General features: G+C 72.8%; 24 protein-coding genes. 8 read left to right on the forward strand and 16 right to left on the reverse strand.

Annotated elements, in window-relative coordinates; translation table 11 throughout:
* From Tsedi_RS05245 to Tsedi_RS05280, 8 genes are all read right to left on the reverse strand, one after another.
* Positions 1–794, reverse strand: a 794-nt coding sequence (locus Tsedi_RS05245) for a TPM domain-containing protein (protein WP_143894334.1), incomplete at its 3' end; no start/stop codon positions are given.
* A gap of 117 nt (positions 795–911) precedes the next feature.
* Positions 912–1547 carry a LemA family protein gene (locus Tsedi_RS05250; protein WP_221934204.1) on the reverse strand — a complete coding sequence of 212 codons (636 nt, stop codon included), beginning with the start codon at positions 1545–1547 and terminating at the stop codon, positions 912–914.
* Between the two features lie 44 nt (positions 1548–1591).
* Positions 1592–2365 (reverse strand): LamB/YcsF family protein, encoded by a 774-nt coding sequence (locus tag Tsedi_RS05255; protein ID WP_143894336.1) that lies wholly within the window; start codon positions 2363–2365, stop codon positions 1592–1594.
* On the reverse strand, positions 2362–3429 hold the full coding sequence (locus Tsedi_RS05260; protein WP_143894338.1) for a 5-oxoprolinase subunit C family protein: 1068 nt from the start codon (positions 3427–3429) through the stop codon (positions 2362–2364). The genes Tsedi_RS05255 and Tsedi_RS05260 overlap by 4 nt, the downstream gene beginning before the upstream one ends.
* Positions 3426–4211, reverse strand: a complete 786-nt coding sequence (locus Tsedi_RS05265) for a 5-oxoprolinase subunit B family protein (RefSeq protein WP_143894340.1) — start codon at positions 4209–4211, stop codon at positions 3426–3428. The genes Tsedi_RS05260 and Tsedi_RS05265 overlap by 4 nt, the downstream gene beginning before the upstream one ends.
* A complete protein-coding gene (locus Tsedi_RS05270) occupies positions 4184–5482 on the reverse strand; it encodes a TRAP transporter large permease (RefSeq protein WP_143894343.1) in 1299 nt (432 codons plus the stop codon). Before Tsedi_RS05270 ends, Tsedi_RS05265 begins: the two co-directional genes overlap by 28 nt.
* Positions 5483–5501: 19 nt before the next feature.
* A complete protein-coding gene (locus Tsedi_RS05275; protein WP_143894345.1) occupies positions 5502–6014 on the reverse strand; it encodes a TRAP transporter small permease in 513 nt (170 codons plus the stop codon).
* 22 nt (positions 6015–6036) lie between these two features.
* Positions 6037–7014: a TRAP transporter substrate-binding protein gene (locus tag Tsedi_RS05280; RefSeq protein ID WP_143894347.1), complete on the reverse strand. Its 978-nt coding sequence runs from the start codon at positions 7012–7014 to the stop codon at positions 6037–6039.
* A 179-nt stretch (positions 7015–7193) separates the two neighbouring features.
* Here Tsedi_RS05280 and Tsedi_RS05285 point away from each other — a divergent pair, with 179 nt between their 5' ends.
* The gene (locus Tsedi_RS05285; RefSeq protein ID WP_143894349.1) at positions 7194–7778 is read left to right on the forward strand and encodes a winged helix DNA-binding protein; all 585 of its coding nucleotides are present in this window, start codon (positions 7194–7196) and stop codon (positions 7776–7778) included.
* A gap of 18 nt (positions 7779–7796) precedes the next feature.
* On the opposite strand, the gene Tsedi_RS05290 is transcribed toward Tsedi_RS05285, so the two are convergent.
* Positions 7797–8078, reverse strand: coding sequence for a DUF2061 domain-containing protein (locus Tsedi_RS05290; protein ID WP_143894351.1), 282 nt, complete (start codon positions 8076–8078; stop codon positions 7797–7799).
* A gap of 205 nt (positions 8079–8283) precedes the next feature.
* A complete protein-coding gene (locus tag Tsedi_RS05295; protein ID WP_143894353.1) occupies positions 8284–9153 on the reverse strand; it encodes a CoA transferase in 870 nt (289 codons plus the stop codon).
* Between the two features lie 147 nt (positions 9154–9300).
* Here Tsedi_RS05295 and pyk point away from each other — a divergent pair, with 147 nt between their 5' ends.
* On the forward strand, positions 9301–10734 hold the full coding sequence (pyk, locus tag Tsedi_RS05300) for a pyruvate kinase (protein WP_143894355.1): 1434 nt from the start codon (positions 9301–9303) through the stop codon (positions 10732–10734).
* A 28-nt stretch (positions 10735–10762) separates the two neighbouring features.
* On the opposite strand, the gene Tsedi_RS05305 is transcribed toward pyk, so the two are convergent.
* Complete coding sequence (locus Tsedi_RS05305) at positions 10763–12265, reverse strand: DUF294 nucleotidyltransferase-like domain-containing protein (protein WP_185970589.1); 1503 nt, start codon at positions 12263–12265, stop codon at positions 10763–10765.
* Between the two features lie 166 nt (positions 12266–12431).
* Here Tsedi_RS05305 and Tsedi_RS05310 point away from each other — a divergent pair, with 166 nt between their 5' ends.
* The 6 genes from Tsedi_RS05310 to Tsedi_RS05335 all read left to right on the forward strand — a co-directional run bounded on the left by Tsedi_RS05310 (position 12432) and on the right by Tsedi_RS05335 (position 17605).
* Positions 12432–12728 carry a hypothetical protein gene (locus Tsedi_RS05310; protein WP_143894365.1) on the forward strand — a complete coding sequence of 99 codons (297 nt, stop codon included), beginning with the start codon at positions 12432–12434 and terminating at the stop codon, positions 12726–12728.
* The gene (locus Tsedi_RS05315) at positions 12725–13300 is read left to right on the forward strand and encodes a tetratricopeptide repeat protein (RefSeq protein ID WP_143894367.1); all 576 of its coding nucleotides are present in this window, start codon (positions 12725–12727) and stop codon (positions 13298–13300) included. Before Tsedi_RS05310 ends, Tsedi_RS05315 begins: the two co-directional genes overlap by 4 nt.
* A gap of 102 nt (positions 13301–13402) precedes the next feature.
* Positions 13403–13666: a DUF4212 domain-containing protein gene (locus Tsedi_RS05320; protein ID WP_143894369.1), complete on the forward strand. Its 264-nt coding sequence runs from the start codon at positions 13403–13405 to the stop codon at positions 13664–13666.
* Positions 13667–13670: 4 nt separating this feature from the next.
* A complete protein-coding gene (locus Tsedi_RS05325; RefSeq protein WP_143894371.1) occupies positions 13671–15797 on the forward strand; it encodes a sodium:solute symporter family protein in 2127 nt (708 codons plus the stop codon).
* Positions 15798–16056: 259 nt separating this feature from the next.
* The gene (locus Tsedi_RS05330; RefSeq protein ID WP_143894373.1) at positions 16057–16659 is read left to right on the forward strand and encodes a hypothetical protein; all 603 of its coding nucleotides are present in this window, start codon (positions 16057–16059) and stop codon (positions 16657–16659) included.
* Between the two features lie 37 nt (positions 16660–16696).
* Positions 16697–17605 carry a phosphoribosylaminoimidazolesuccinocarboxamide synthase gene (locus Tsedi_RS05335; protein WP_143894375.1) on the forward strand — a complete coding sequence of 303 codons (909 nt, stop codon included), beginning with the start codon at positions 16697–16699 and terminating at the stop codon, positions 17603–17605.
* Here the strand turns inward: Tsedi_RS05335 and Tsedi_RS05340 are convergent.
* From Tsedi_RS05340 to trxA, 5 genes are all read right to left on the reverse strand, one after another.
* Positions 17572–18687, reverse strand: a complete 1116-nt coding sequence (locus Tsedi_RS05340; RefSeq protein WP_143894377.1) for a HAMP domain-containing sensor histidine kinase — start codon at positions 18685–18687, stop codon at positions 17572–17574. The genes Tsedi_RS05335 and Tsedi_RS05340 overlap by 34 nt on opposite strands.
* Entirely contained in the window at positions 18684–19406 is a 723-nt protein-coding gene (locus Tsedi_RS05345; protein ID WP_143894379.1) for a response regulator transcription factor, read from the reverse strand. Before Tsedi_RS05345 ends, Tsedi_RS05340 begins: the two co-directional genes overlap by 4 nt.
* Positions 19378–19917: a Spy/CpxP family protein refolding chaperone gene (locus tag Tsedi_RS05350; RefSeq protein ID WP_143894381.1), complete on the reverse strand. Its 540-nt coding sequence runs from the start codon at positions 19915–19917 to the stop codon at positions 19378–19380. Before Tsedi_RS05350 ends, Tsedi_RS05345 begins: the two co-directional genes overlap by 29 nt.
* Before the next feature lie 140 nt (positions 19918–20057).
* Entirely contained in the window at positions 20058–20402 is a 345-nt protein-coding gene (locus Tsedi_RS05355; RefSeq protein WP_143894383.1) for a 2Fe-2S iron-sulfur cluster-binding protein, read from the reverse strand.
* Positions 20402–21355 carry a thioredoxin gene (gene trxA, locus Tsedi_RS05360; protein ID WP_143894385.1) on the reverse strand — a complete coding sequence of 318 codons (954 nt, stop codon included), beginning with the start codon at positions 21353–21355 and terminating at the stop codon, positions 20402–20404. Before trxA ends, Tsedi_RS05355 begins: the two co-directional genes overlap by 1 nt.
* Positions 21356–21403 lie beyond the last annotated feature (48 nt).

Genomic DNA, 21403 nt, shown 5'->3' on the forward strand with positions numbered 1-21403 from the left:
GCGTCCCAGTCGGCCGGCGGCCACAGCCAGCGCAGCGGCAGGCTGGCCTCGACACAGACGCGAATCTCCCCGCGGCCGACCGACACGCCCGACAGCGCCAGCACGAACGCCGCCAGCACCAGCAGCGCCAGCCAGCCGGCCGACAGGCCCAGGCCGGCGCCGACCAGCCCGGCCAGCCCCGCCGTGGCCGCCGCCCCCAGCACGCGCCCAAGCAGCGCGCGCGTGACGGTGGCGATGACCGGCACGGCGAAGAACGCGAACACGAGCGCCCCCTCGACGTCGGGGCCGTCGGCCGCGCCGGCTCGGGCCGCGGCCGGCCCGGGCGGCGGCAGCGCCTCGCCGGCCAGCGCCGCCAGGATCTGCTCGACGCCGGCCTGCAGCCCGCCGAAGAAGTCGCCTTGGCGGAAATGCGGCACGATGGCGCGCTCGATGATGCGGCTGGCCAGCAGGTCCGGCAGCGCACCCTCCACCGCCTTGGTGGTGGCGATGCGCACGCGGCGGTCGTCCTTGGCCACCACCAGCAGGACGCCGTCGCCGACGTCGCGCCGGCCGATCTTCCACGCATCGCCGACGCGCTGCGTGTAGTCGGTGATGTCCTCCGGCGCGGTGGTCGGCACCAGCAGCACCACCACCTGGCTGCCCCGCTCGCGCTCGAAGGCGGCCAGCCGCGCCTCCAGCGCCGCGCGCTGCTCGGCGCTGAGCGTGCCGGTCAAATCCATCACGCGGGCGGTCAGCGCCGGCACCGGCTGCAGGGACTGCGCGTGCGCCGGCAAGCCCCACGCCAGCAGCAGCATCAGCCAGACCCCGAGCAGCCACCCGTAGCGAGGACCAGGTCGCCCGCACGGCCCCTCACCCACAGCCACCGCGGGCGCGGCGAACGGAAAACCGGCAGCGGGCACGGCCGCTCCCCGTCAGCGCCCCGGCGCGGCCGGGAATTCCACCTTCGGCGGCTGCGCCAGGCTGGCCTCGTCGGCGGGGGCGAAGCCCGGCTTGGGCGCGTAGCCGAACACCTTGGCGGTCAGATTGGTCGGGAAGCTGCGCGCCAGCGTGTTGTAGCGCTGCACGGCCTGGATGTAGCGGTTGCGCGCCACCGCGATGCGGTTTTCGGTGCCTTCGAGCTGCACGCGCAGGTCGGCAAAGCCCTGGTTGGCCTTCAGATTCGGGTACTGCTCGGCCACCGCCAGCAGGCGCGCCAGCGCGCCGCCCAGCTCGCCCTGCGCGGCCTGGAAGCGCTGCAGCGCCTGCGGGTCCTGCAGCATCTCGGGCGTGACCTGGATCGCGGTGGCGCGGGCGCGCGCCTCGATGACGCGTGTGAGCGTCTCGCGCTCGAAGTTGGCCTCGCCCTGCACGGTGGCCACCAGGTTGGGCACCAGATCGGCGCGGCGCTGGTACTGGTTGAGCACCTCGGCCCAGGCGGCGCGCACCTCCTCGTCGAGGCGCTGGAATTCGTTGTAGCCGCAGCCGGGCAGCGCCGCGGCCAGCGGCATGGCCGCGGCCCACGCCAGCCAGCGGCGGCGCGTCGGGGTGGCAAGCGCAGAATCGGTCATGGCGGTCGGCCCTCCTTCGCGGGCGGCGGCCCGCATGGCGCGCATCATGCCACGGCGGCGGGCGCCAGCCAGCCGCGCTGCGCCAGCGCAGCACGCAGCCGGCGTGCGGTCTGCAGCGCCTGCGGCCCGTCGCCGTGCACGCAGACGCTGTCGATCGGGGTGGGCAGCACGCGCCCGCCGCGGGTGACGAGGCCGCCGGCCTGCAGCATCGCCAGCACGTGCGCCACCGCCTCGTCCGGGTCGTGCAGCACCGCGCCCGGCTGGCGCCGCGGCACCAGCTGGCCGTCGTCCTGGTAGGCGCGGTCGGCGAACACCTCGCGCAGCAGCGGCTGGCCCAGCGCCAGCGCCGCGCGCTCCAGCGCCGAGCACGCCGGCGCCAGCAGCGGCAGCGCGGGATCGTAGGCCCGCACCGCCTGGACCACGGTGCGCGCCAGCGCCTCGTCGGCGCAGGCCATGTTGTTGAGCGCGCCGTGCGGCTTGACGTGCGCCAGCCGCACCCCTTCGGCGCGGCACACCCCGGCCAGCGCACCGATCTGATAGATCAGCAGCGCCTGCAGCTCCTCGGGCTCCATCTCCATGCGCCGGCGGCCGAAGCCCTGCAGGTCCGGAAAGCTCGGGTGCGCGCCGATGGCCACGCCGCGCTCGCGCGCGCGGCGCACGGTGCGGCGCATCACCAGCGGGTCGCCGGCGTGGAAGCCGCAGGCGACGTTGGCCCGTCCGACGATGGCCAGTAACGCCTCGTCGTCGCCCATCGTCCAGGCACCGAAGCTTTCGCCCAGGTCGGCGTTGAGGTCCACGCAAAGGGTTCGGGGGGTCATTCACCATCCTCCAGCCCCGCCCACGGGGCGTCGTCGAGCGCGGCGCGCAGCACGCCGCTGATCAGGTTGGCGCCGTACAGCCGCGCCTCGTCCAGGTATCCGGGCGGGCGCCACGCTTGCCGCCGCGCCGCCCAAGCGGCCCAAGCCGACTGGCGCGCGTGCAGCGCCGCGCGCGCCTGCTCCAGCGTCACCGCCTCGAACCGAAGAGGACGGTTCGATGGCCAGCGCGCCAGCCGCCCAAGGTCGGCCTGGATGACGGTGGCGATCTTCGGATAACCCCCCACGGTCTGCGCGTCGGCCAGCAGCACGATCGGCTGGCCGCTGGCCGGCACCTGGATCGCGCCGGGCGCCACGCCGTCGGAGACGATGTCGGCGTGCGCCGGGCTGGCATGCGCGAGCGCCGGGCCCGCCAGCCGCATGCCCATGCGGTCGCGCTCGGGCGTGAGGCGCCAGTCGGCCTGCAGCAACAGCGTCCGCGCCGCCGGGGTGAAGTGGTCGTCCTGCGGGCCCCAGAGCACGCGGATAGGGCCGTCGTCGTCCGGCAAGGGGTCGGCACGGCGCTCGACGCCGCGGTCGGCGTCCGCCGCGGCGCACGGCAGCCGGTCGCCGCTGCGCAGGGCGCGGCCCTCAAGCCCGCCCATCTTGGTGCGCTCGTGGGTGGCGCGGCTGCCCAGCACCGGCGGCACGTCGAGGCCGCCGGCCACCGCCACGTAGGCCAGCCCCTGCACCGCCCCCAGGCGCAGCGCGTCGCCGGGCTGCAGCGTCACGCTGCACCAGCCGGGCAGCGGCTGCCGCGCGCCGGCGGCGCGCTCCACCGTGACCACCACGTCGCCCACCACCGCGACGCGCACCGCAGCGCCCTGCGCGCGCAGCCTCGGCCCCAGCAGGCGCAGCTCCAGCAGCGCCGCCTCGGACGGGTTGTCCAGCAGCGCGTTTGCGGCGCGCGCCCACCACGGATCCAGCGCCCCGGCCAGCGCCACGCCCCAGTGGCGCCGGCCGCGGCGGCCCAGGTCCTGCACCGTGGTGCCGACGCCGCCGTCGAGCACCTCGAGCACCGCGCTCACGCGGCGGCCTCCGCCGGCGTCTCGCACCAGGCGGCCACGTCCAGCGCCCCGCGCTGCGCGGCCTGCCGCAGCCGCTCGTATTCGGCGGCGTCGATGGCGCGCCAGCGCACCGCGTCGCCGCTGGCCAGCAGCGCCGGCGGGTCGCGGCGCAGATCCCACAGCGGCGCCGGGGTGCGGCCCACCAGGTGCCAGCCGCCGGGGCTTTCCCACGGGTAGACCGCCGCCATCGCGCCGGCCAGCGCGATCGAGCCCGCCGGCACCGCCTTGCGCGGCGTGGGCAGGCGCGGCACCTGCAGCGCCGGCGGCACCCCGCCCATGTACGGAAAGCCCGGCATGAAGCCGATCTGGTAGACGCGCAGCTCCATGCTGAGCAGCTGCTCGACGACCTCGGCGGACGAAAGACCCTGGCGCGCCGCCAGCGCCGCCAGATCCGGCGCCAGCGCGGCGTCGAAACACGCCGGCAGCGTCCAGCGCCGCCCGCGCGGCGGCGCCGCGCCCGCCTGCTGCGCAAGTTGCAGCAGCGCCTGCCCCAGCGCCAAGCCATCGCCGGCCAGCGGGTCGTAGTGCACGGTCAGCGAGCGTAAGGTCGGCACCACGTCCTGCACCGCATCCCACGGCGGCGCGCCGCTGGCCTGCGCGGCGCGCACCGCGGCCTCCAGCGCCAGCACGCGCGCATGCAGCGCCGCATCGATCGCCGCGCCGAACTCCACCGTCCAGGCCGCGTCGCCCAGCGGCAGCAGGCGCGGCGCGGGGCTCAGCCCGCCATGCGCTGGGGCAGCCACGTCACCAGCTCCGGAAAGGCGGTCAGCAGCACCACCGCCAGCACCATGATGACGAACATCGGCGCCGCGTGGCGGGCCAGCTCCGTCACCTGCCGCCCGGTCATGCCCTGCAGCACGAACAGGTTGAAGCCCACCGGCGGCGTGATCTGCGCCATCTCCACCACCACGACGACGAAGATGCCGAACCAGATCAGGTCCAGCCCGGCGGCCTGCACGGTCGGCAGCAGCACGCCCATCGTCAGCACGACGATCGAGATGCCGTCCAGAAAGCAGCCGAGCACGATGAAAAAGAGCGCCAGCGCCGCGATGAGCTGCCAGGGCTGCAGCCCCAGCGAGCCGATCCACGTCGCCACGTGGCGCGGCAGGCCCAGGTAGCCCATCGCCAGCGTCAGGAAGGCCGCGCCGGCCAGGATCAGCGCGATCATGCAGTACATGCGCACCGCGCCGAGCAGGCTGTCGCGCAGCGTCGCCCAGGTCAGCGCCCGCTGCGCCGCGGCGATCAGCAGCGCGCCGACGACGCCGACCGCCGCCGCCTCGGTGGCGGTGGCAATCCCGGTGTAGATGGTGCCGAGCACCCCGCCGATCAACAACAGCACCGGCAGCAGGTGGCGGCTGGCGCGCAGCTTTTCCGCCAGGCTCAGCCGCTGGTGTTCTGGCGGGATGGCCTGCGGGTGCAGCAGCGACCAGACGATCACGTAGCCCATGAAGAGCGCCGCCAGCAGCAGGCCCGGCACGATGCCGCCGACGAACAGGCGCGCGATCGACACCTCGGCCGTCACGCCATAGACGATCATGATGATCGACGGCGGGATCAGCAGCCCGAGCGTGCTGGCGCCGGCCAGCGTGCCCAGGCTCAGCGCGTCGGGATAGCCGCGGCGCTGCAATTCGGGCAGCGTCATCTTGCCGACCGTGGCGCAGGTGGCCGCCGACGAGCCCGACACCGCCGCAAACAGCGTGCTGCCCAGGATGTTGGTGTGCAGCAGCCGCCCCGGCAGGCGCTGCAGCCATGGCGCCAGCCCCCGGAACAGATCCTCCGACAGCCGGGTGCGGAACAGGATCTCGCCCATCCAGATGAACAGCGGCAGCGCCGTCAGCGTCCACGACGAGGCCGAGCCCCAGATGGTCAGCGCCATCGCGTCGCCGACCGAGCGCTGGGTGAACAGCGCCATGCCGATCCAGGCCACGCCGATCAGCGCCAGGCCGATCCAGACCCCGGCGGCCAGCAGCAGCAGCAAGGCGCCGATCAGCACCGTGGCGATGAGCCCTTCCACGGCCGCGCCCCCTGCGGTGTCATTCGATGCGCGCGGGCTCGTCGCCCGGCGCGGCCGGCGCGGACTGGCCGCGCAGGTGCTCGAGCCACTGCACCGCCAGCGCCAGCACCAGCAGCACGGTGCCCGCGGCCATGCCGAGCTGCGGAATCCACAGCGGCGTGGCGTCGAGGCCCGTGGAGATGTCGTGGAAGGCGTGGCTCTGCCACACCAGCCGCAGCGAGAACCACGCCAGCCCGCCCGCCAGCGCCAGGCCCACCGCATGCACCGCCAGCTCCAGCGCGCGCCGCGCCGGCGCCGGCAGGCGCTGCAGCACCAGCGTCACGCGGATGTGCTCGCCGCGGCGCAGCGTCGGCGCCAGCGCCAGGAACGCCGCCGCCGCCATGCAATAGCCGGCGTAGGCGTCGGAGCCCGGCAGCGCCAGCACCGGCCACAGCCGCCCGGCGATGCCGAGCAGCACCATCGCCAGCGTGCCGACCAGAAAACCCGCCGCCAGCCAGGCAGCCAGGTCGAACAGGCGGTTCAGGGCCTTCATCGCGGGCTCGGGCGCGTCGCCGTCACTTGCGGTAGGCGGCCAGCACCGCCGCGCCCTCGGCCCCGGCCTGGCGCGTCCACTCCTCGATCATCGTCTCGCCGATCTTGCGCAGATCGGCCTGTAGCTGCGGCGAGCCCTTGCTGACCGTCATGCCGTTCCTGCGCAGCTGCTCCAGGTACCAGGCGGTCTTTTCCTCGCTCTCGCGCCAACCGCGCGCCTCGGCGTCGGCGGCGGCCTTCAGCAGCGCCTGCTGGGTCGGCTGGTCCAGCGCGTCGAAAGCCCGCTTGGAAACGAGCACGACGTTCTTCGGCAGCCACGCCGCCACGTCGTAGTAGTACTTGACCTGCTCCCACACCTTGCTGTCGTAGCCGGTGGCGCCGGAGGTCATGAAGGCGCTGACCGCGCCGGTGGCCAGCGCCTGCGTCAGCTCGGCGGCCTGGATCGTCACCGGCTGCGCGCCGACCAGCTGCGCGATGCGGCTGGTGTTGGGGTTGTAGGCGCGCCACTTGGCCCCGCGCAGGTCGGCGGCCGACTCGATCGGCTTGGCGCTGAAGATGCCCTGCGGCGGCCACGGCACCGCGTACAGCACCTTCAGCCCCTGCTTGTCCAGCGCCGCCTCGATGGCCGGGCGCGACGCCTGCCACAGCTTGCGCGCCTCGCCGTAGCTGGTGGCCAGGAACGGGATCGAGTCGATGCCGAACAGCGGGTTCTCGTTGGAGAAGTTGGAGATCAGCACCTCGCCGATCTGCGCCTGGCCGCTCTGCACGGCGCGCTTGATCTCCGGCGCCTTGAACAGCGAGCCGTTCTCGTGCACGGTGATCGTGAGCTTGCCGCCGGTGGCACGCTCGACGTCCTTGGCGAACATCAGGATGTTGGCGGTGTGGAAGTTGCCGGCCGGGTAGGCGGTGGGCATGTCCCACTTGACGCTCTGGGCGGCGGCGGTGGCGTGGGCCAGCGTCAGCGTGGCGGCGGCGGCGAAGGTGGCAAGGGTGGCGCGCATCGGACTCTCTCCTGTGACGACGGAAAAGCGGGGACCGAGGAACCGCCGCGCCCGGCGCGGTCGGTGCCCGAACGTTAACAGCACGTCGATAAAACGTCAACGTTTTATCAACGTGACATCGTCATGGTTTACCCTCGATGCTTGGGTGACCACGCACGGCCGGGGGTAGGATCGGCGCCATGACACGCGCTCGCCTTTCCGCCCGCCCCTCGTCCCGCGCCGACGCCGCCGCGCCGCTGCCCACCGTCGAGCCTCCCTCGCCGGACCGGCCGATCGTCTCGTCCGCGCACCTGGTCTCCGAGAAGTCGCCCGAGCTGTCGGAGTTCGAGTTCGGCCTCATCATCGCTGCGCACGCCTTCAACCGCTGGCTGATCCGCTGCATGGGCGCCGCCGGCGTCAAGGACATGACGCCCACCGACGTGCTGGTGCTGCACCACATCAACCACCGCCGCACCCCGAAGCGCCTGGCCGACATCGCCTTCGTGCTCAACATCGAGGATGCGCACGTCGTGTCGTACTCGGTGCGCAAGCTGCAGGGCATGGGCCTGGTGGCCGGCACCAAGCGCGGCAAGGAGGTGTTCTACGCCACCACCGACGCCGGCCATGCGCTGTGCCTGCGCTACCGCGCGGTGCGCGAGGCCTGCCTGATGCCGGGCTTTTCCGGCGAGCCGGAGGAAAACCGCCGCCTGGCCGAGGTGGCGCGCACGCTGCGCCAGCTCAGCGGCCGCTACGACCAGGCGGCGCGCGCGGCCACGGCGTATTGAGACGGCCGGCCTGCCGCGTCAACCGCCTGCGGGCAGCGCGCCGGGCGGGATCGTCGCGGCCTTCGCCGCCGGGGCATGAGCAGCCTCACGGCGCTCCAGACGCGCCCACGCGCGCTCGTGGAAGAAATACGCCACCGCCTGGACGGTGGGTTCCAGCAGGCTGAGCGTCAGCGCGGCCAGCCAGCTGCCGGTCACGGCGTAGGCGACCGTCATCGCCACCGTGATGTGCATCACGTAGTAGGTGGCGGTCTTCATCAGCGCCAGGCGGTGGGTGCGGGCGATGCGACGCAGGCGGGCCATGGTGTGCTCCTTCGGTCCATGCTGGAGTCGATGGTAGGGGTGATCCCATCAAAATGCAATCCATCATTTTTATCCGATAGATTGCATTTTCGGTTCACGAGGATCGGTTGCGGGTGCCGACCGGTCGCCTCGGTTGCCCGAGGCCAGAGTCGGCCTCGTCTCGAGGGATCGCCTAAGCCCTCTCACCGGCGAGGGCGGCGCACCGTCACTCCCCCAGCGTCACCCAAGGCAGGTCGTGCTGGCGTGCCAGCGCGTCCAGTTCGGCGCGGGTGCGGGCGGCGAACCAGGCGGCCAGGGCCGCAGCGGTGGCAGGTTCGAGGCACTGCGCCGGCGTCAGCGGCCCCAGGCCCGCGACTTCGCCCAGCCGGCGCGCGAAGTGCGGCTCCAGCGCCGCCACGGCCACCCGGCCATCGGCGCAGCGGTAGACACGGTAGCCGGCGTGAGCGCCGCCCAGCAGGCCGCCGGGGGCGGTCAGGCCCCAGGCGCGCGGCTGCGCCAGCCAGACGGCGGCGTCGGCCAGCGCCACGTCGCGCACCGCGCCGCGGCCGGTGGCGGCGCGCTGCAGCAGCGCGGCCAGCACCGCCTCGACGCTCATCAGCGCACCGGCCATGTCGGCCAGCAGGCTGGGTGGCAGATCCAGACCTTCCAGCAGCCCGGCTTCGGCCTGGTAGGTAAGGTCGTGGCCGGCCTCCTCGGCGCGGGCACCCGCCGCGCCGACGATGCGCACGAGGCACAGGCGCGGGTGGCGCGCCTGCAGCGTGGCCGCGTCCAGCCCCAGCTTGGCCAAGGCGGAGGGGCGAAACGACGTCAGCAGCACGTCCGCCCCGGCCAGCAGGCGCTGCAGGCGGCGCTGGCCGGCCGTATCCTTCAGATCCAGCGCGACGGTGCGCACGCCGCGGTGCATCTGCGCCCAGGCGGCCTCGCAGTAAGCGCGCATCGGGTCGCCGGCGGGCGGTTCGACCTTGGTGCAGCGCGCACCGAGCGCGCGCAGGCGCACGAGCGCCGCCGGGCCGGGCAGGTTCAGAGCCAGGCTGACGACGTGCACGCCAGCCAGCGGCAACGGGGTTCGGGCCATGGCGGCATGATAAAGCGCACGCACCGCCGCCCAGCGGCGGCCGTGCCGCCGCCGCGGCGGGGACGCGACGCTACAATGACCTTCGTAATTTTGTTACATAAAGCGGGTACGCTGCGCGCCCAAGATCATCCGAGGAGACCGACCGCCATGCCGCTGCGCGCCACCAAGATCGTCGCCACGCTGGGCCCCGCCAGCGACACCCCGGAGATGCTGGAAGCGATGGTGCGCGCCGGCGTGGACGTGGTGCGGCTCAATTTCTCGCACGGCACGGCCGATGACCACCGCCGCCGCGCCGCCGCGGTGCGCGAGGCCGCCGCACGCGCCGGCAAGGAGGTGGCCGTGATGGCCGATCTGCAAGGGCCCAAGATCCGCGTCGGCAAGTTCGCGCACGGCAAGGTGACGCTGGTGGAGGGCGCCGCCTTCACGCTGGACGCCGCCCGCACCGAGCCGGGCGACGAGCACGCGGTGGGGCTGGATTACAAGGAACTGCCGCGCGACGTGGTGCCGGGTGACGTGCTGCTGCTCAACGACGGGCTGATCGAGCTGCGCGTCGAGCGCGTGGAGGGCGCGGCGGTGCACACGCGCGTGGTCACGGGCGGCGAGCTGTCCAACCACAAGGGCATCAACAAGCGCGGCGGGGGGCTGACGGCGCCGGCGCTGACGCCCAAGGACATGGCCGACATCGCCACCGCGATGGCGCTGCAGGCCGACTACGTGGCGGTGAGCTTTCCGAAGAACGCCGACGACATGCGGCTGGCGCGGCGGCTGTGCGAGGAGGCCGCGCGCGACGGCCACCGCCCGGGCCTGATCGCCAAGATCGAGCGCGCCGAGGCCATTCCTGAACTCGAGGCGATCCTGCAGGCCAGCGACGGCATCATGGTGGCGCGCGGCGACCTGGCGGTGGAGGTCGGCAACGCCGCCGTGCCGGCGCTGCAGAAGCGCATGATCGCCCTGGCGCGCGCGCACGATCGGCTGGTCATCACCGCCACGCAGATGATGGAGAGCATGATCCACGCGCCGATCCCGACGCGCGCCGAGGTCAGCGACGTGGCCAACGCGGTGCTGGACGGCACCGACGCGGTGATGCTCAGCGCCGAGACCGCCGCCGGCAAGTACCCGCTGCAGACGGTGCAGGAGATGGCGCGCATTTGCCTGGCGGCCGAGCAGGCGTATCACGACGCGCTGGACCACGACTTCGTCGGCAAGACGTTCGCGCGCATCGACCAGTCGATCGCGCTGGGGGCGCTGTTCATCGCCGCGCACCTGCACGCGCGCGCCATCATCGCGCTGACCGAGTCCGGCTCCACCCCGCTGTGGATGAGCCGCCACACCGTGGACATCCCGATCTTCGCGATCACGCCGCGGCTGGCCACGGCGCGCCGGCTGGCGCTGTACCGCAACGTGCACGCGCTGCGCTGCGTCGGCGGCAGCGCCGACCGCGACACGGCGCTGGAGCAGGCGGTGCAGCAGCTCAAGGCGCGCGGCCGGCTGCAGCCGGGCGACCGCTACGTCATCACCGCCGGCGAGCCGATGGGCCAGCCGGGCGGCACCAACATGCTCAAGGTCGGCACCGTGGCCTGATCGCACCGCACCGCCGACGGCGCGCCCTTCAGCGCAGATAGTCCAGCTGCAGCCGCTGCTGCAGCCCGCGGATGACCTGCAGCGCCGCGCGCAGCATGCGCTGCTCCAGCGGATTGAGCCGCTGCACGTCCAGCCGGTTGGGCTCGCCCTCGGCACCGGGCTCCATCTGCCGCACCAGCCGCAGCGTCTGCAGGTAGTCGAACGCCGCCACCCAGCCGGCCACCTCGGCCGCCGGCGCCCCGGCGGCGGGCCCGGCGGCCTGCAGCCGCTCGCGCGTGCCGGTGGCCGCCACGCCGTGCGCCAGTGCCAGGATGCGCGCGGCCTCCACCAGCAGCGCCGTGCCCTGCAGTTTCAGGTCCAGCCAGCGGTGCGCGCCCTCGCGGCGGGCGCGCAGGCCGCCCCACCACGTCAGCGGCACGCCGTGCTCCAGATGCGCCTGCACCAGCTGGCGGATGAAGCGTGGCGAGGCGCGCGTGCGCGCCAGGATGTCGGCGCGCAGCGCCTCCACCCAGTCGCTGCGGCCCGCCAGCGCGCGCAGGTCGAAGAACACACTGGCCTGCAGCAGCTCCTGCGGGCTGCCGCCCTCGATCCAGCGCGCGAAGCGCGCCGCCCACTCCGCGCGCGTCAGGCAGCACGGCGGGTTGCCGGCCATGATGCCGCCCTTGCACAGCGGGTAGCCGCAGGCGTCCAGCGCCTCGTTGACGCCGCGCGCCCAGGCGAGCCAGCGCGCGCGCGCGGCCTCGACGTCATCGCCGTCGGGCTCGAAGACCAGTGCGTTGTCCTGATCGGTGGCCAGCGTCTGCTCGCCGCGCCCCTCCGAGCCCAGCGCCAGCCACGCCATCGCCCCGTCGTCCAGGCCGTGGCGTCGCAGCTCGACCTCGATCAGGCGCTGCGTGAGCTGATCGTTGAAGCGCGCGATCAGCGCGGTCAGCTGACGCGGCTGCACGCCCTGCGCCATCAGATGGCGCGCATAGGCGCGGATCTCGGCGGCGGCGTGCTGGAAGTCCGCCAACTCCACCGCCGCCGCGATCGTCTCGCCGACGTGGCGCACCGAAAGGCGCTGCAGCGCAAACAGATCGTGCTCCGAGACGATGCCCACCGGCACGCCGTCCCGCACCACCGGCACGTGGCGGATACGCGCGCGCGCCATCAGCACCGCCGCATCGTGCACCGTGTCGGCGGGGGTGAGCGCGTGCACCGGCCGCGACATCACGTCGGCCAGCGGACGCTGCAGCTCGCCGTCGGCCAGCAGCACCCGCTGCAGCACGTCGTGGCGCGTGACGATGCCCTGCAGCCGCCCGTCCTCGTCGACCACCAGCACCGAGCCGATGCGCTGCCGGGTCATGCATTCCAAGGCCTGCCGCAGCGGCGCGGCGGCAGGCAGGCTCACCGGCGCACCCCGCGCCGCCTCGGCCAGCGGCAGATCCAGCGGCGGCGCCGAGCCGCTGTGCGCGGCCCAGTCGGCCTGCACCTGACGCTGGGCCGCCAGCCATTCGTCAGCCGACGGCAACGGGGGGGGATGGCGCTCCACGGTCGCACTCCTGGCTTCGGGGCGGCTCCCATTCTGCGGCAAAAGGGCCGCGCTGCATCCTGCACCCTAGGACTTTCCCGAACCTGACGGCCTTTGTAAGGTTGCGGTAAGCGCCGCTGCGCGACCATCCGCTCCGCATTCCATCGTCACGGTCCGTCGTGCCGCCATGCTGTTCTGGCTCAACCTCGTGCAACTGATCCTCTACATCGGCCTGCTGGCGCTGGCCGGGCAGGGGGCGCTGTACGTGCTGGCCGGAGCGCGCCGCCAGACCAACCTCTTCTACCAGCTGTTCCAGATCCTCAACAAGCCCTGGACCGCACTCGGCCGGCTGCTGGCGCCACGGCAATTCGCGCCACGGCTGCATCCGTTCATCGCCTTCTGCCTGATGGCGGCGCTGTACCTGGCCGTGACGCTGGCCAAGATCGAGCACTGCCTGACGATCGGGGTGGAGCAATGCCGATGAGCCGCTGGTGGGATTCCGCCTCCGGGGTGCTGTGGCGCGTGCGCGTGCTGCTGTGGTTCGGGCGCGAGGCGCAGGCGCTGGCGCTGCTGGCGCGTGCCCGTGCGGCCCATCCGCGCGATGCGGCGCTGCTGGCCACGCACGCCCACCTGCTGGCGCAGGCCGGCCGCAGCGAGGAGGCGCTGGCGCTGCTGGAGGAGCTGGTGGCACTGCAGCCCGAGGTCGCGGCGCACTGGTTCAACCGCGGATTCCTGCAGGAGCGGCTCGGCCTGGCCGCCGCTGCCGAGGCGAGTTTTCGCCAGGCGCTGGCGCTGGACGAGCAGCTCGACCGGGCCTGGTACGGCCTGGGGCTGGCGCTGATGGCGCAGGGTCGCGCCGAGGAAGCGCTGCAGGCGCTCAAGCGCAACACCGAATTGCAACCCATGAGTCCGTACGCCTGGGCGCAGATGGCGCGGATTCATGCCGACCGGGCCGAGACCGAGGAGGCGCGCCGCATCATCCGGCACCTGCAAGGTTTCGAGCCCAAGGTGGCGGCCCAGCTCGCGCGCGAGACGGGGCTGTCGCCGGCCGGCTAGGCCCGGGTACCCTGGTTGCAGGGCGCGGCGGCGCGTCCGCCCGCGTGGATCCGGTGGGCCGGGCTCGCCCCGGTCATCGCGTAGACGGTGTGAGGAGACATCATGCAGCAACTGTCCGAGGCGCACGAGCGCTACTGGCAGAAGAACCTGCGCATCACCGGCGTACTGCTGGCGATCTGGTTCTTCGTCACCTTCGTGATCGGGTACTTCGCCCGTGACCTTAGCTTCAACTTCTTCGGCTGGCCGTTCAGTTTCTGGGTCGGCGCGCAGGGCGCGCTGGTGGTGTACGTGCTGATCATCTGGTACTACGCCCGCACGATGAACCGGCTGGACCAGGAATTCGGCGTCGCCGAAGAGGAGGAGTGAGGCCATGGCTGGACTGACCCCCGAAGCGTCCGGCGGCGTGTTCTCCGCCGGCAGCAACAAGGCCTTCCGCCAGCAGCTCAACAAGGTGTACGGCTGGTACACCGGGGGCTTTGCGGTGTTCGTCGTCGTGCTGGCCATCCTCGAACAGATGGGCCTGCCGAAGAACTGGATCGGCTACATCTTCCTGTTCGCCACGGTGCTGCTGTACGCCGGCATCGGCATCATGAGCCGCACCAACGACGCCGCCGAGTACTACGTCGCCGGCCGGCGCGTGCCGGCGATTTACAACGGCATGGCCACCGGCGCCGACTGGATGTCGGCCGCCTCCTTCATCGGGATGGCCGGCACGCTGTACCTGACCGGCTACGGCGGCCTGGCCTTCATCATGGGCTGGACCGGCGGCTACTGCCTGGTGGCGCTGTTCCTGGCGCCGTACCTGCGCAAGTTCGGGCAGTTCACCATCCCCGACTTCCTCGGTGCGCGCTACGACGGCAACCTCGCCCGCTTCATCGGCATCATCATCGCGATCTTCTGCTCGTTCGTCTACGTGGTGGCGCAGATCTACGGCGTGGGCCTGATCACCACGCGCCTGACCGGCGTGGACTTCTCGATCGGCATCTTCCTCGGGCTGGCCGGCATCCTGGTGTGCTCGTTCCTCGGCGGCATGCGCGCGGTGACGTGGACCCAGGTGGCGCAGTACATCATCCTGATCATCGCCTACATGATCCCGGTGGTGTGGCTGTCGGTGAAGCAGACCGGCGTGCCGATTCCGCAGCTGGTCTACGGGCAGCAGCTGGTCAAGGTCACCGAGGCCGAGAAGCGCCTGATCGACGACCCGAAGGAGAAGGAGGTCATCGAGACCTTCAAGGCGCAGGCCAAGGCGCTGGAAGAGAAGCTCAAGGACGTGCCGGCGGCGCTGGCGGCCGACCGCGCCGCGGCGCAGGCCAAGCTGGACGAGCTGCGCGCCGCCAACGCGCCGGCCGACCAGATCGCCGCCGCCGAGAAGGCGCTGGCCAGCCTGCCGAAGGACGAGGCCGCCGCCAAGGAGGCCTGGACCAAGGCCAAGGCCGCGGCCGAGGCGCGCGCCAGGCCGCTGGCCGGCATGCCGCGCCACGCGCAGGCCTTCGCCGGCGACCCCAACGGCGACGAGAAGGCGCAGAAGACCTTCAACGAATCGCGGCGCAACTTCCTGGCGCTGGTGTTCTGCCTGATGGTGGGCACGGCGGCGCTGCCGCACATCCTGATGCGCTACTACACGACCCCCAGCGTCAAGGAGGCGCGCGAGTCGGTCGGCTGGTCGCTGTTCTTCATCTTCCTGCTGTACTTCACCGCGCCGGCGCTGGCGGTGCTGGTCAAGTACGAGGTCTTCACGGTGCTGGTCGGCACGCCGTTCGACAAGCTGCCGGCCTGGATCGCCAACTGGAGCAAGGTCGACCCGGCGCTGCTGTCGGTCACCGACGTCAACAAGGACGGCATCTTCCAGCTCGGCGAGATGCGCATCGGCGGCGACATCATCGTGCTGGCCACGCCGGAGATCGCCGGCCTGCCGTACGTGATCTCGGGCATGGTGGCCGCCGGCGGTCTGGCCGCGGCGCTGTCCACCGCCGACGGCCTGCTGCTGACGATCGCCAACGCGCTGTCGCACGACCTGTACTACAAGATGATCGACCCGAACGCCACCACCGCGCGGCGGGTGATGATCTCCAAGGTGCTGCTGCTGGTGGTGGCGCTGCTGGCGGCCTACGTGGCGTCGCAGAAGCCGGCCGACATCCTGTTCCTTGTCTCGGCGGCGTTCTCGCTGGCGGCGGCGGGCTTCTTCCCGGCGCTGACGCTGGGCATCTTCTGGAAGCGTGCCACCAAGTGGGGGGCGATCCTGGGCATGATCGCCGGCTTTGGCGTGACGTTCTACTACATGGCCACCACGCAACCGTGGCTGCGCAGCGTCTTCGGCGTGACCAGCCCGGTCGCCGACAACATGTGGTGGGGCATCCAGCCGATCTCGGCCGGCATCTTCGGCGTGCCGGTGGGCTTTGCGGTGATCATCGTCGTCAGCCTGCTGACGCCGGCGCCGAAGCGCGAGATCCAGGAGCTGGTCGAGCACGTGCGCTACCCGAACCTGCAGCGCGCCTGAGGTAAGCTGCAGCCGTGTTGAGCCGGCGGGCCGGATGGGCCTGGCCCGCCGGCCTTGCGGCCATCGCGACCGGCGATGGCCGTTTTCTTTTCGGCGCGGACCTCGCCCGGCCGCGATACGGGATGCCCCGGATGCCAGCGCCGGCGCGCTCCCCTACGATCGGGCGCTGGTCCCACACGGCCGATTGGAGAACGAGATGCGATGGGTGGCGAAGACATGGCGCGCGCTCGTGCCGGGCTTGATGGCGGGATGCGCCGCCGTGACGCTGGCCCAGCCGGCCGTACCGGACTGCGAGCACGACCCTTCCGTGACCGAGCGCTTTCTGCCGGTGGAACTGCTCACCGGCGAGCCGCTGCCCGACGCGGAGGTGCTGCGGCTGGGGCCGGTGCAGCGGCGCTACCCGTTCGTCGGCGTCTACGCCGACGGCAGCCCACCGAGCAACGGAGAAACCACGCTGAGCGGGCCCGTCGAACACCGCACGGCCTACGGTCCGACATTGCCGGCCTACGAGCGCACCGTGCCGGGGGCACGCGAAGTCGTGGCCATCACGTTCGACGGTGAGGCCATCGGGCGCGTCGACGACTCACGCATCGGGCCGATGCGCGAGGCCAAGTTCCCGATCGGACGCTGGCGCCAGGGCGAGACGCGCCATTACACCGCCAGTTACTACACGCCGCGCGGAGTGGCACAGGCGCGCACCAGCATCACGATCGAGAAGCTGAGCTGCCGCTACGATGGCACGCCAGGTGCGGTCGCGTTTCGCTGGAAGGTCGAGGATGGCCGGCGTGCCGACTACGGCTACGTGTTCGTACCCGGCCGGGGTCTGGCACAGGTCACGGTGTACAAGCGCGGCGGCTCGTGACGCCGGCGCGCGCGGCGCTGCGCTACCATCGCGGCCCATGACCTGCGCGCTGCACACCTCCCATCTGACGAGCCTGCCGCTGCTCGGCCGCGGCAAGGTGCGTGACAACTACGCCGTCGGCGATGACCGCATCCTGATGGTGACGACCGACCGCATCAGCGCGTTCGACGTCGTCATGGGCGAGCCCATTCCCGGCAAAGGGGAGCTGCTGACCCGGCTCAGCCTGTTCTGGTTCGAGCGGCTGGGGCCCCACGGCGCCAACCTGTGCCCGATCCACCTGACCGGCGAGGATCCGGAAAGCGTCGTGGCGCCGCAGGAGCGCGACCAGGTGCGCGGCCGCTCGATGCTGGTCAAGCGCCTGCGGCCGATCCCGGTGGAGGCGGTGGTGCGCGGGTATCTGGCCGGCAGCGGCTGGAAGGAATACCAGCAGACGCAGGCGGTGTGCGGCGTGCCGCTGCCTGCGGGGCTGCGCAACGCCAGCAAGCTGCCGCGGCCGATCTTCACGCCGGCGGCCAAGGCGGCGGTCGGCGAACACGACGAGAACATCACGTTCGACGCGATGGTCGCCCGCATCGGCGGCGAGCTGGCCGAGCGCATCCGCGACGTCTCGATCCGGCTCTATGAGGCCGCCAGCGCCTACGCCGCCACGCGCGGCATCCTGATCGCCGACACCAAGTTCGAGTTCGGGCTGGACGCCGACGGCACGCTGACGCTGATGGACGAGGTGCTCACCCCCGATTCGTCGCGCTACTGGCCGGCCGAGTCGTACGCCGAGGGCGTCAACCCGCCGAGCTTCGACAAGCAGTACCTGCGCGACTGGCTGGAGACGGCGCAGGTGGACGGGCGGCCGTGGAACAAGCAGCCCCCGCCGCCGAAGCTGCCGCCGGAGGTGATCGAGCAGACCGCGGCGCGCTACCGCGAGGCGCTGGCGCGGCTGGTGGGCTGAGCGACTGCCGCCGGCGCCTGCCGCGGCAGCCACAGCACGAAGCAGGCGCCGCCTCCGGGGTGATCCTCGCAGTGCACGCGGCCGCCGTGGGCGGCGGCGATCTGGCGCACCAGGCTCAGCCCCAAGCCGACCCCGCCGGCGTGCTCGGCATGACCGGGCAGGCGATGGAAGGGTTCGAAGATGCGCTCGCGCTCGGCTGCGGGCACGCCGGGGCCGCGGTCGGCCACGCGCAGCTCGACGTGATCGCCGCCGTCGCGCAGCGTGAGCTGCGGCGGCTCACCCGGCGCGTAGCGGCGCGCGTTGTCCAGCAGGTTGCGCAGCGCGCGGCGCAGCAGCCGCGCGTCGCCCGGGACCGGATCGAGCTCAGCCGGCAGGTCGAGGCGCGCGCCGGCGGCGGCGCCTTCCTCGGCCGCCAGCGCCCTCAGGTCCACCGGCTGCAGCGCCGCCTCGGACACGGCGTCGGCCTGCAGCCGCGCCGCCAGCAGCAGCTCGTCGATCAGCGCATCCAGCTCGGCGATGTTGCGCGCGATCTCCGCGCGGTGGCGTGCCGCCGCCGCGGGCGCAGCGCCGTCCAGCAGCTCCAGCGCAAGCTTGAGCCGCGCCAGTGGCGAGCGCAGCTCGTGCGAGGCATTGGCCAGCAGCCGCCGCTGCGCCTGCACCAGCGCCTCCAGGCGCGCCGCGGCGGCGTTGAAGGCCACGGCCAGCTCCGCCACCTCGTCGCGCCCCTGCACCGGCACGCGCCGGCCCAGTTCGCCGGCGCCGAAGGCCTGCACCCCGGCGCGCAGCGCCTCCAGCCGGCGGCTGAGCGAGCGCATCACCGGATGCGCGGCCGCACCGATCAGCAGCGCCAGCAGCGCCAGCGTGGCCGCCACCGCCAGCAGCCGCCGCGCCGGCGGTGCCTCGGCCTCGGCCAGCGGCTCCAGCGCCGGCTCGGCCCAGCCGCCGGCCAGGTCGATCCAGGCGGCGCGCTCCTCTTCGCGCTGCGCCTGCGCGTGGTACTCGAACGCCGCCAGCGCCAGCACGCCGAACAGCAGCAGCGCGCCGAGCAGCGCCGCGTAGAAACGCAGGTACAGGCGCCTCACGCGAGCGCCTCCGCGCCGCTGCCCGGGCGCGCCAGCAGGTAGCCGGTGCCGCGCACGGTCAGGATGCGCCGTGGATGGCGCGGGTCGTCCTCGATGGCGGCGCGGATGCGGGAGATGTGCACGTCGATCGAGCGGTCGAATGCCTCGGGCGCATGGCCCTTGAGCGCATCCATGATCTGCTCGCGCGTCAGCACCCGGCCGGCGTGACGCGCCAGCACCACCAGCAGCTGGAACTGGTGCGCGGTCAGCTCGCGCGGCTGGCCGTGCACGCGCACCTGGTGCGCGCCGAGGTCGAGTTCCAGCGCGCCGATGCGCAGCACCTGCGGCGCCGCGCCGGCGTCGCGCTGGCTGCGCCGCAGCAGCGCGCGCAGCCGCGCCAGCAGCTCACGCGCCTCGAACGGCTTGGGCAGGTAATCGTCGGCGCCGAGCTCCAGCCCGACCACGCGGTCGGCCGGCTCCCCGCGCGCCGACAGCATCAGGATCGGCAGCGCGCGCGTGGCGTCGTTCGCGCGCAGCTCTCGGCACAGATCGAGCCCGTCGCCATCGGGCAGCATCAGGTCCAGGATCATCGCCTGCGGTGGCGGCGGCGTGCGCAGGCGCAGACGCGCCGCCGTCAGGCTGGGCGCCGTCTCCACCGTCAGGCCGGCCGCGCCCAGGTAGTCGGCCAGCATGCCGGCCAGACGCAGGTCGTCATCGACCAGCAGGATGGGCGTACCCATCGGGATGATGACCTCCGTGGCGGTGCTCGCCGCGGCGCTGCAGCCGCTCGGCCCAGCGCTGGCGCTGCTCGGGCGTGAGCACCCTGGCGACGTCGAGCATGAAGCGCTGCATGCGCGCGCTCAGGCGGTCGTGGTGCGCCAGCTCGCGCTGGCGCAGCGTCTCCAGCGCCGCTTCGTCCAGCGTGACCGCGGCCAGCAGCCGGTGGCGTTCGGCGCGCAGCGCGCGGCCTTCCTCGCGCAGCGCGCGCAGGTCGGTGCTGGCGCCCTGGGCCAGTGCGCGCAGCTGCTCGCGCTGCGCCGGCTGCAGGTCCAGCCCGCGCGCCAGGTGCTCGACCATGCGCTCGGCGCGCGCCTCGTCGCCGGCCGGCCCGCCCGGCACCGCCGCCGGCGGCATCGCGGCGTGGGCGGAAGGCATGCCCGGCCCCGTCGCCCAGGCCGAGCCGACCGCCAACGTCAACAGCCCGGCCGCCAGTGCCGGGCGCCAGGCCTTCATCGCGTCGATCGTGTTCATCGGTGACACTCCTTGCCATGCGTGGCGCAACGGCGGGACGCCGCGCCCCGCCTCTCGCCGCCACCCAGGCAGTGTGGCCGGCCCATGTCAAGGCCGCATGGCGCGCATGTGAAGAAGTGTCAAGAGGCGCGCTGCCGGCGTCAATACTGGCGCTCGGGCAGCTCCACCCACAGGCCGTCGAGCTCGGGGCGCAGGCGGATCTGGCAGCTCAGGCGACTGCCGGGCTGGCGTTCCACCGCGGTGTAGTCCAGCATCGTGTCCTCGTCGGCCGACGGCACACCGACCCGCTCGCGCCACTCGGGCGGCACGATGACGTGGCAGGTGGCGCAGGTCAGGTTGCCGCCGCAGTCGGCGGCGATGGCGTCCACGCCAGCCTCCACGGCCACCTTCATCAGGCTGCGGCCATCGGCTGGCACCTGCAGTTCGGTGTCGAGGCGCGGGCCGTGCGGCCCGGGCTGCACGAAGCGGACGGTGATCGTCGTCATCAGTTCAGCGCCATGCTGAGCTTGCGCCGGTAGCGCGAGACGAGCTCGGCCTGCGGGTCGGGTGCGGCGGCGCTGTGGCCGGCGATCTCCAGCCCGGCGGCGGACTTGGGCGCGGCGGCACCCGCCTCGCGCGGCGGCGGTGTCAGCAGCTCCAGCAGCGCCACGTAGGTCTTGCGCGGCGCCTCGTCGGCCCATTTCTTGTCGCGCATGATGATCTCGGCCAGCTCGTCCATCGCGGCGGTCCACTCGCCGCGCGCGATCAGCACGCGCGCCTTGGCAAAGCGGGTCTCGAAGTCGCGCCGGTTGGCGGCGATGAGCTCGTCGAACTTGTCCAGCGGCCACTGGCCGCGCGGGTCGTGGCGTGCGAATTCCAGCGCGTCGATCCAGTGCCGCAGCGCCTCGAAGCGCAGCGGCAGCGGCAGCTTGCCCAGCGCCGGTGCCAGCGCCGCCGAGGCCTCTTCCAGCCGGCCGCTTTCCACCAGCAGACGCACCAGGTCGTAGCGCGCATCGTCGTTGTCCGGGTCACGCGCCAGCGCATCGCGCAGGTGCTGCAGCGCGGCTTCGGTGTCGCCGCTGGCGGCGGCCTGCAGCGCCTCGCTGACCTCGGCCTGCGCGGCCATCTCCTCCGGCGTCGGCAGGTGGCGGTCGAGGAAGGCCTTGACCTGGCCCTCCGGCAGCGCGCCCATGAAGCCGTCCACCGGCTGGCCACCGACGAAAAGGATGCAGGTCGGGATGCTGCGGATCTGGAAGTAGGCGGCGAGCTGCTGCTCCTCCTCGGTGTTGACCTTGGCCAGCTTGAAGCGGCCGCCGTAGGCCTGCTCGACCTTCTCCAGGATCGGACCCAGCACCTTGCAGGGGCCGCACCACGGGGCCCAGAAGTCCACCAGCACGGGCGTGGTGAGGGAGGCTTCCAGCACCTCGGTCTGGAAGTTGGCGAGCGTGACGTCGATCATCGTGGCAGCGTCCGTTTCTCTAGAATGTCGGGATCCATCCCCCCGGGG

It is taken from the genome of Tepidimonas sediminis (assembly GCF_007556605.1).
GTDB lineage: Bacteria > Pseudomonadota > Gammaproteobacteria > Burkholderiales > Burkholderiaceae_C > Tepidimonas > Tepidimonas sediminis.

Bases quoted from the DNA above. Each gene is read 5' to 3' on its own strand.
- Tsedi_RS05355 (WP_143894383.1), bottom strand. From the start codon at position 20,402: ATGACGACGATCACCGTCCGCTTCGTGCAGCCCGGGCCGCACGGCCCG.
- Tsedi_RS05335 (WP_143894375.1), top strand. From the start codon at position 16,697: ATGACCTGCGCGCTGCACACCTCCCATCTGACGAGCCTGCCGCTGCTC.
- Tsedi_RS05310 (WP_143894365.1), top strand. From the start codon at position 12,432: ATGCTGTTCTGGCTCAACCTCGTGCAACTGATCCTCTACATCGGCCTG.
- pyk (WP_143894355.1), top strand. From the start codon at position 9,301: ATGCCGCTGCGCGCCACCAAGATCGTCGCCACGCTGGGCCCCGCCAGC.
- Tsedi_RS05325 (WP_143894371.1), top strand. From the start codon at position 13,671: ATGGCTGGACTGACCCCCGAAGCGTCCGGCGGCGTGTTCTCCGCCGGC.
- Tsedi_RS05315 (WP_143894367.1), top strand. From the start codon at position 12,725: ATGAGCCGCTGGTGGGATTCCGCCTCCGGGGTGCTGTGGCGCGTGCGC.
- Tsedi_RS05290 (WP_143894351.1), bottom strand. From the start codon at position 8,078: ATGGCCCGCCTGCGTCGCATCGCCCGCACCCACCGCCTGGCGCTGATG.
- Tsedi_RS05350 (WP_143894381.1), bottom strand. From the start codon at position 19,917: ATGAACACGATCGACGCGATGAAGGCCTGGCGCCCGGCACTGGCGGCC.
- Tsedi_RS05250 (WP_221934204.1), bottom strand. From the start codon at position 1,547: ATGACCGATTCTGCGCTTGCCACCCCGACGCGCCGCCGCTGGCTGGCG.
- Tsedi_RS05275 (WP_143894345.1), bottom strand. From the start codon at position 6,014: ATGAAGGCCCTGAACCGCCTGTTCGACCTGGCTGCCTGGCTGGCGGCG.
- Tsedi_RS05255 (WP_143894336.1), bottom strand. From the start codon at position 2,365: ATGACCCCCCGAACCCTTTGCGTGGACCTCAACGCCGACCTGGGCGAA.
- Tsedi_RS05280 (WP_143894347.1), bottom strand. From the start codon at position 7,014: ATGCGCGCCACCCTTGCCACCTTCGCCGCCGCCGCCACGCTGACGCTG.
- Tsedi_RS05345 (WP_143894379.1), bottom strand. From the start codon at position 19,406: ATGGGTACGCCCATCCTGCTGGTCGATGACGACCTGCGTCTGGCCGGC.
- Tsedi_RS05295 (WP_143894353.1), bottom strand. From the start codon at position 9,153: ATGGCCCGAACCCCGTTGCCGCTGGCTGGCGTGCACGTCGTCAGCCTG.
- Tsedi_RS05285 (WP_143894349.1), top strand. From the start codon at position 7,194: ATGACACGCGCTCGCCTTTCCGCCCGCCCCTCGTCCCGCGCCGACGCC.
- Tsedi_RS05320 (WP_143894369.1), top strand. From the start codon at position 13,403: ATGCAGCAACTGTCCGAGGCGCACGAGCGCTACTGGCAGAAGAACCTG.
- trxA (WP_143894385.1), bottom strand. From the start codon at position 21,355: ATGATCGACGTCACGCTCGCCAACTTCCAGACCGAGGTGCTGGAAGCC.